Genomic DNA, 8,024 nt, shown 5'->3' with positions numbered 1-8,024 from the left:
CGACTCCCGAGGGGGTCGGCGGGTGCCGGCGTCTGCGTGCGCCGGCACGGTCAGATGACGGAGGCGCTCCAGTCGTCGGGGTTGCCGAAGCGGTGGGCCGTGATGGCGACGGCCTGCTCGCGCAGGAACGGCAGCAGCTCGAGGCGCCCGGTCGGCGTGACGGCTGCCGCGAACACGGCCACCGCCGGGTCGCCGCCCAGGGCGTCCGCCAGAGCCGAGGAGGCGCGGGTCGCGTCATCGGCACCGGTCACCAACCGCACGCGCTCGGTCGACAGGCGACCCGCACGCATCCGGTCGTGCCACGTGGCGTCGTCCTCGTGCACGACGTCGGAGGCCGTAAGGCCGAGCGCGCGGACGAGGGCGCCCGGCAGCTCGACCGACGACGACACCGTGAGCGGCGCGCCCGAGCGCCGTCCGGCGAGCAACACGCGGACCACGTCGGCCGGCGCCGCGCCGTCGGCGGCGCGGATCGTGACGGGCAGGGGACGGTAGCGCAGCAGGTCGCGCTCGAGGCCGAGGTCGCTCACGTCGCGGGCGACGCCGAACTCGGTGGCCCAGAAGTGCTCGTCGCTGGCGGCGGCGGCCCGCAGGTCGTCGGAGGCCGACGCACCCGACGCCCCGAGCAGCGGCGACGCGGCCTCGAGGGCGGCCAGGGCCTCGCGACCCGGGCGCGCCTCCTGCGGTTCGGTCAGCGACGTCGGCTGCCACGAGCCGAGGTGCACGAGGTAGTTCGGTCCGCCCGCCTTGGCGCCGGCGCCGACCGAGGACTTCTTCCAGCCGCCGAACGGCTGGCGCCGCACGATCGCCCCGGTGATGCCGCGGTTGACGTAGAGGTTCCCCGCCTCGACCCGGTCGAGCCAGGTCGAGAGCTCGGCGGGGTCGAGGGTGTGCAGGCCTGCGGTCAGGCCGTAGTCGGTCGCGTTCTGCAGCTCGATCGCCTCGTCGAGGGTCTTCGCGGTCATGACGCCGAGCACCGGGCCGAAGTACTCGGTGAGGTGGAACTCGCTGCCCGCGGCGACGCCTGCACGGACGCCGGGCGACCAGAGCCGCCCGGTGTCGTCGAGTCGCTTCGGCTCGACCAGCCAGGTCTCGCCCGCGCCGAGCGTGGTGAGCGCACGTTCGAGCTTGCCGTGGGCCGGCTCGACGATCGGGCCCATCTGCGTCGTGAGGTCGGAGGGCAGTCCGACGCGCATCGTCGACGCGGCGTCGACGAGCTGACGGCGGAAGCGCTCCGAGGTGGCGACCGAGCCGACCAGGATCACCAGGCTCGCCGCCGAGCACTTCTGGCCCGCGTGACCGAACGCCGACTTGATGACGTCGGACGCGGCCAGGTCGAGGTCGGCACTCGGAGTGACGATGATGGCGTTCTTGCCGCTCGTCTCGGCGAGCAGGGGCAGGTCGGTGCGCCAGCTGGTGAACAGCGCGGCCGTCTCGAAGGCGCCCGTGAGGATGACACGGTCGACCGACGGGTGCGACACGAGGTGGCGACCGAGGTCGCCCTCGTCGACGTCGACCAGCTTGAGCACCTCGCGGGGCACGCCGGCGTCCCAGAGGGCCTGCACCATGACGGCCCCGCTGCGCTTGGCCTGACCGGCCGGCTTGACGACGACGCTGCTGCCCGCGGCGAGCGCGGCGAGGGTCGAGCCGGCCGGGATCGCCAGCGGGAAGTTCCAGGGCGGCGTGATGAGGGTGAGTCGCTCGGGGACGAACGTCGCGCCGTCGACCCGGTCGAGTTCTTCGGCGAGGTGGGCGTACCAGTTCGCGAAGTCGATCGCCTCGCTGACCTCGACGTCGCCCTCGGCGACGGTCTTGCCGGTCTCGCTCGCGGCGACCTCCATCAGGTCGGCTCGGCGGGCCGACAGCGTCGCCGCGGCCTCGCGGAGGACCGCGGCCCGACCCGCGCCTCCGCGGGCCGCCCAGTCGGCGGATGCCGCCACGGCGTCGGCGACGATCGCGTCGAGGGTGGCCTCGTCGGTCACCCGGGCGGACTCGATCAGCTCGACGCCCAGGCGCGAGTCGGCCGAGCGGGCGGCGATCTCGCGGCCCCAGGCGCGGTTGTCGGCCAGGGCGGGGTCGGTGTCGGGCTCGTTGTCGAAGCCGCTGCCGGCCTCGCGCGGCTGCAACGCCTGGGCCGCGTCGAGGCGGCTCTGCACGCGGTGCGGCGCCGGGGTGTCGCCGTCGACCTCGGCGAGCGAGGCGAGGAACCGGCCCTTCTCGCGCTCGAACATGGCCTCGTTCGAGGCGAGCTCGAAGACGGCGGACATGAAGTTCTCGCTCGAGGCGTTCTCTTCGAGGCGGCGGATCAGGTAGCTGATGGCGACGTCGAACTCACGAGGGTGCACGACGGGCGTGTAGAGCAGGAGGCCCCCGACGTCGGCCTTGACCAGCTCGGCCTGCCCCTCGGCCATGCCGAGCAGCATCTCGAACTCGACCCGGTCGCCGACGCCGCGGGCCTCGGCCAGCAGGTGGGCGAAGGCGATGTCGAACAGGTTGTGCCCGGCGACGCCGACCCGTACGGCGCGCGTCCGCTCGGGCGTGAAGGCCCACGTCAGCACGCGCTTGTAGTTGGTGTCGCTGTCCTGCTTGGTGCCGTAGGTCGCGAGCGGCCATTCGTGCACGGTGGCGTCGACGGTCTCCATCGCGAGGTTCGCACCCTTGACGATGCGCACCTTGATCGCGGCCCCGCCGGCGTCGACCCGCTCGGTCGCCCAGGTGGTGAGGTGCTGCAGGGCGCCCAGGGCGTCGGGCAGGTAGGTCTGCAGGACGATGCCGGCCTCGAGGCCCTTCAGCTGCGGCTGGTCGAGGAGGCGCGTGAAGACCGCGATCGTCAGGTCGAGGTCGCGGTACTCCTCCATGTCGAGGTTGATGAACTTCGGCTTCGGCGACCGGGCGGCGAGTTCGTACAGCGGGGTGAGCTTCTCGACGACGCGCTCGACGGTCTCGTCGAAGGCCCACATCGAGAGCTGGCTGACGATCGACGAGACCTTGATCGACACGTAGTCGACGTCGTCTCGGGCGAGCAGCGCCCGGGTGCCGGCGAGGCGGTGCTCGGCCTCGGCGTCGCCCAGGACGGCCTCGCCGAGCAGGTTGAGGTTCAGCCGCGTCTTGTCTTTCTTGATGTTCGCGATGGCCGCACCGAGCTTGGCGGGGCGGGCATCGGCGATGAGGTGGCCGACCATGCCGCGCAGGACTCGACGGGCGATCGGCACGACCACGCCCGGCAACACGGGCGCCATGACGCCGCCGAGGCGCACGGCCGAGCGCATGTGCCACGGCAGGAAGGCCGGTGCCTGCTTCGCCAGGGTCGACAGGTTGCGGGCGGCGACGCCGAGATCTTCGGGACGGACGACCCGGTCGACGAAGCCGATCGTGAAGGCGAGTCCCGACTCGTCCTTCAGGACCTGGGCGAGCAGGTGGGCCGAGCCGGTGCTCGGGGCGCCCGACGCGTCGTGCGCCCAGCGGCGGGCGAGGGCGACGGCGTCGTCGCCGATGCCGACGGGCAGGAGCTGTTCAGCGGTGGACGGCCCCGCCGTCTCGTCGATGGTGGTCATGGGATGAATGTAGGGCGGAACTTGCCACCTGGCAAGGTTTGACACGAGACCGTAACGTGCGCCGCGCCTCCTTGTCCACAGGGGGGGCGATCGGCACTGGCGGCGGGGACCGGACAGCGCTACCTTGGGCGCGTTCAGGCGGTGCACAGCCGCCGCCAAGACCGACCCGTCTGCGGATGGACGGGCCCCACGCACCGGGAGCACCCATGGCGATGATCGAGGCCCGCGGCCTCACGAAGACCTACCGGTCCAAGTCCGGCCCGGTCCACGCACTGACCGGCCTCGACCTGATCGTGCCCGAAGGGACCGTCAAGGCGCTGCTCGGTCCGAACGGCGCGGGCAAGACCACGGGCGTCAAGATGCTCACCACCCTCGAGCGTCCGGACGCCGGCACGGCCACGATCGCCGGGCTCGACGTCGTCGCCGACGCCCAGGCCGTGCGCCGCTCGATCGGCGTCTCGGGGCAGTACGCCGCGGTCGACGAGAACCTCACCGGATTCGAGAACCTCGACATGATCGGGCGGCTGTACCACCTGGGCAGCCGCGTGAGTCGGGACCGCGCCCGCGAGCTGATCGAGGTCTTCGACCTCGCCGCCGCGGGCGACCGGCCGGTCAAGGGCTTCTCGGGCGGCATGCGCCGACGCATCGACCTCGCCGGAGCGCTCGTGACGAATCCGCGGGTGCTCTTCCTCGACGAGCCGACGACGGGGCTCGATCCCCGCAGCCGACTCGCCCTGTGGGACATCATCACCGGGCTGGTCGACGGGGGCACGACGGTCCTGCTGACCACGCAGTACCTCGAGGAGGCCGACCGCCTGGCCGACGACATCTCGGTGATCGACGGCGGGGCCGTCATCGCCGAGGGCACGGCCGACCAGCTCAAGGCCCAGGTCGGCGGCCACCGCCTCGTCGTCGCCCTCGTCGACGAGGCGCGGGCGGATCAGGCGGTCGAGGTGCTCCGTCGGCACGGCGACTCCGATCCGATCGTCGGGGCCGACGGCCGCCAGCTCGAGGTCGCGGTCACCGACGGCCCGACCGCCCTGCAGCGGACGCTCGCCGACCTCGGGGCGGCCGGCATCGAGCTGCACGACGCCGGCATGCGACGTCCGACCCTCGACGACGTGTTCCTCCAGCTCACCGGCCACCGCGCGGCCGACGACGACGCGGGCGACGACCACGGCTCCCCCGACGACGACCCGGCCGGTGGTCGAGGTCGCGGTCGGCGCGGTGCGAAGAAGAGAGAGGCACGGGCATGACCACCACCGGAACCACCGCCGCCCTGGCGCAGACGCTCGTCCCGTCGAGCGACACGGGCCTCGGCACCTGGGCCTCGGACGGCTGGACGGTCACCAAGCGCAACCTGATCAAGGTGAAGCGCTCGCCCGACATGCTGATCTTCGCCGTGCTGCAGCCGATCATGTTCGTCCTGCTCTTCAGCCAGGTCTACGGCGGGGCCATCGCCGTCCAGGGCACCGACTACACGCAGTTCCTCATGGCGGGCATCTTCGCGCAGACCGTGGTCTTCGGCTCGACCTTCTCGGGTGCCGCGATGGCCCAAGACCTGAAAGAGGGCATCATCGACCGGTTCCGCACCCTGCCCATGAGCCCGTCGGCCGTGCTGATCGGTCGCACGAACAGCGACCTCGCGCTCAACACGATCTCGATGGTCATCATGATGCTCACCGGACTCGCGGTCGGCTGGCGGGTGAACGCCTCGCCCGCCTCGTTCGTCGGCGGGGTCGCCCTCCTGCTGCTGTTCAGCTACTCGTTCAGCTGGGTGATGGCCCTCCTCGGCATGAGCGTCAAGACACCCGAGACCATCAACAACGCGTCGTTCATGATCCTGTTCCCGTTGACCTTCGTCTCGAACGCGTTCGTGCCGAGCGACACCCTGCCGACCGTGCTGAGGGTCTTCGCCGAGTGGAACCCGGTGTCGTCGCTGGTTCAGGCCGCCCGCACCTCGTTCGGCAACCTGGGTGCCACCCCGGTGCCCGACATCTGGACGATGCAGCACCCCTACGCGACCGTCCTGCTCGGCATCACCGTGATGCTGGTGGTCTTCGTGCCGCTGTGCATCCGCAAGTTCCAGCGCATCAGCGCGAAGTAGCGAACGCCGGCGGTCGACCGCGAGCCGCCGCCCGCGGACCGTCGCGCGTCCGCCGAGGAGGCGCGGGTCAGCCCGCGAGCCCGGCCGCCTCGCGCACGGCGGCGTCGAGTTCGCTCGTCGGCACCGTGAGGACGCTCCCGATCACGAGGCGCATCAGGGCGGGGACGTCCACGGCGTCCCGCTCGTACAACCACTGCAGCTGCAACCCGTCCTGGACGGCGAGCACGACGCGGGCGGCCGACTCGGCCGTGTAGCCGTCGCGCAACCACCCCCGAGCCTGGGCGAGCCCGAGGTAGGCCGAGGTCGACGAGACGATGCGTTCGTAGTAGTCGGCGTAGTACTGGTGTGCCGGGTGGTCGGGTGAGGTGGCCTCGGCCGACGCCGTGATGAACAGCGAGATGACGACGGGCACGTCGACGTTGTACTCGGCGAGCGCGACGAGCTCGTCGACCCTCATGCCCCCGTCGTCGTCGAAGTGGCGTCGCAGTCGTTCGTCGCGCCGACGGAGCACGGCCATGAGCAGCTCGTCCTTCGTCGGGAAGTAGTGCATGAGCGACTGGTGCGAGACGCCGCACCGCCGCGCGATCTCGCGCAGGGTGGCGCCGTGGAACCCGACCTTGCCGAACACCGGCAGGGCCGCGTCGAGGATCGCCTCGCGCTTGGCGATGCCCTTGCGGTAGCGACCGGGTTCGCGCACCGCACCGACCGGGGGGACGTCGGTGACGTCGGCACGGGTCGGGTCGGGCTCGGGGGCGTCCATCGGGGTCAGCCTAGGTCGTCCCCCGAGCAGATGACGACGCCCGGGGACGAGGCGTCCGCACACGGTGCGTCGGCATAGAGTTCAGCGGTGCCGTGGTCGCTGCTGAGAACGCCTGCCTTCCGGGCCCTCTGGGTCGGACGCCTGTTCTCGTGGGTGGGCAGCGGCTTCGCGCCCCTGGCCATCGTCTTCGCGGCGATCGACCTGGGGGCCGACGCCGTCGATCTCGGGCTCGTGGTCGTCGCCCGGTCCGTGCCCAACATCGCCCTGGTGCTGGTGGGCGGGGCCCTCGCGGACCGCTTCTCGAAGCGCACCGTCGCGATCGCCTCGTCGTGGCTGTCGGCGGCGTCGCTCGTCGTCGCGGCCACCCTGATGCTGACGCAGACCGAGACGTTGCCCACCCTCGCGGCGGTGGGGGCGGTGAACGGTGCCGCGGCCGCCTTCTTCGGCCCCGCGACGAGCGCCCTGCTGCGCGAGACCGTGCCCGACGAACGCCTCCGGGACGCGACGGTGCTCAGCCGCGTCGGCATGAACGTCGGATTGGTGATCGGCACGGCGGTGGGCGGCGCCGTGGTCGCGACCGCCGGGTCGGGCGTTGCCCTGGCCGTCGGGGCGGCCGTCTTCGTGGTCGCGGCCGTCGTGTTCGTGGGGCTGCCTCGGGACGGTGCCCGCGCCTCCGGAGGGACGTCGGTGCTCGAGGACCTCGGCAGCGGGCTGGGCTTCGTCTGGCGCACGCGCTGGCTCGTCGCCACCGCGGCGCTGGCCTTCACGTTCCAGTTCGCCTTCGCCGGCGGGGTGCAGGTGGTGGGCCCGCTCGTGGCCGACCAGTCGTTCGGACGGCTGCTCTGGGGGTTCGCGGGCGCCCTGCAGACCCTCGGTCTGATCGTGGGGGCGTACTGGGCCGGTGCCCTGCGAGGACGACTGCGCCTCTGGGCGGCCTGCCTCGGAGCCGCAGCACTCGCCCTGCCGCTCGTGTTGTTGTCGTTCGCCTACGGCACCGACCCGGTCGTGTTCGACCCGCTGCACTGGTTCTTCTGGATCAGCCTCGGCCTCTTCGCCGCCAGCGTGGGGCTCGAGGTCTTCACGGTGCCGCTGGACGTGGTCGTGCAACGTCAGGTCCCGGGGGCCTACCTGGGTCGCGTCTTCTCGTGCCTGACGCTGGCCTCGTTGGCCGGCGTGCCGGTCGGCGAGGTCGTCGTCGGACCGCTCACCGAACTCATCGGCACGCCGGCGACGCTCGCCGCCCTGGCCGGCCTCGTGGTCGCCGTCGCGGTGGCCGTGGCGCTCAGCTCACGGGTGCGACGGGTCGACGCCGGCCAGGAGGCGCGCGTCAGCTGAAGTCGCCGCGCTCGATCGCCTCGGCGTACTTGCGGACGTCCGGGCCGGGCTCGTAGTCGATGAAGCGGTCCTTGACGGCGTCGTTGATCGCCTTGAAGGACTCCTCCCACGACTCGCCCGAGTGGGCGGCGGCGGCGTCGCGGACCGCGTCGCGCAGCACGTTGTCGGCGTCGGTCAGGATCTTGTCGCGGGCTTCGTCGTTCCAGCGCACGTCGTTCAGGTCGGCCATGGTGTTCTCCTCGTGGGGTGGGGCGGTGGTGGGTGGGGTGCG

6 protein-coding genes are annotated in these 8,024 nt (G+C 72.0%); 3 read left to right on the top strand and 3 right to left on the bottom strand.

Annotated features, from left to right (window positions below):
* Positions 1-50 precede the first annotated feature (50 nt).
* Positions 51-3,551: a bifunctional proline dehydrogenase/L-glutamate gamma-semialdehyde dehydrogenase gene (locus ASE87_RS12255; RefSeq protein ID WP_056228835.1), complete on the bottom strand. Its 3,501-nt coding sequence runs from the start codon at positions 3,549-3,551 to the stop codon at positions 51-53.
* A 206-nt stretch (positions 3,552-3,757) separates the two neighbouring features.
* Here ASE87_RS12255 and ASE87_RS12250 point away from each other — a divergent pair, with 206 nt between their 5' ends.
* A complete protein-coding gene (locus ASE87_RS12250) occupies positions 3,758-4,807 on the top strand; it encodes an ATP-binding cassette domain-containing protein (protein ID WP_056228831.1) in 1,050 nt (349 codons plus the stop codon).
* Entirely contained in the window at positions 4,804-5,658 is an 855-nt protein-coding gene (locus ASE87_RS12245; RefSeq protein WP_043597176.1) for an ABC transporter permease, read from the top strand. The genes ASE87_RS12250 and ASE87_RS12245 overlap by 4 nt, the downstream gene beginning before the upstream one ends.
* Positions 5,659-5,725: 67 nt before the next feature.
* Here ASE87_RS12245 and ASE87_RS12240 read toward each other — a convergent pair whose 3' ends face one another.
* The gene (locus ASE87_RS12240; protein ID WP_052505440.1) at positions 5,726-6,418 is read right to left on the bottom strand and encodes a TetR/AcrR family transcriptional regulator; all 693 of its coding nucleotides are present in this window, start codon (positions 6,416-6,418) and stop codon (positions 5,726-5,728) included.
* An 87-nt stretch (positions 6,419-6,505) separates the two neighbouring features.
* On the opposite strand from ASE87_RS12240, the gene ASE87_RS12235 reads away from it, so the two are divergent.
* On the top strand, positions 6,506-7,753 hold the full coding sequence (locus tag ASE87_RS12235; RefSeq protein WP_056228830.1) for an MFS transporter: 1,248 nt from the start codon (positions 6,506-6,508) through the stop codon (positions 7,751-7,753).
* Here the strand turns inward: ASE87_RS12235 and ASE87_RS12230 are convergent.
* Positions 7,746-7,982 (bottom strand): hypothetical protein, encoded by a 237-nt coding sequence (locus ASE87_RS12230; protein WP_043597179.1) that lies wholly within the window; start codon positions 7,980-7,982, stop codon positions 7,746-7,748. The two genes, ASE87_RS12235 and ASE87_RS12230, sit on opposite strands and share 8 nt — an antisense overlap.
* Positions 7,983-8,024: the final 42 nt, after the last annotated feature.

Source organism: Frigoribacterium sp. Leaf44 (assembly GCF_001421865.1).
GTDB lineage: Bacteria > Actinomycetota > Actinomycetes > Actinomycetales > Microbacteriaceae > Frigoribacterium.
This window is presented reverse-complemented; position numbering and strand designations above follow the sequence as displayed.

Coding starts and splice junctions, on each gene's coding strand:
- ASE87_RS12250 (WP_056228831.1), top strand. CDS start 3,758: ATGGCGATGATCGAGGCCCGCGGCCTCACGAAGACCTACCGGTCCAAG.
- ASE87_RS12240 (WP_052505440.1), bottom strand. CDS start 6,418: ATGGACGCCCCCGAGCCCGACCCGACCCGTGCCGACGTCACCGACGTC.
- ASE87_RS12245 (WP_043597176.1), top strand. CDS start 4,804: ATGACCACCACCGGAACCACCGCCGCCCTGGCGCAGACGCTCGTCCCG.
- ASE87_RS12255 (WP_056228835.1), bottom strand. CDS start 3,551: ATGACCACCATCGACGAGACGGCGGGGCCGTCCACCGCTGAACAGCTC.
- ASE87_RS12230 (WP_043597179.1), bottom strand. CDS start 7,982: ATGGCCGACCTGAACGACGTGCGCTGGAACGACGAAGCCCGCGACAAG.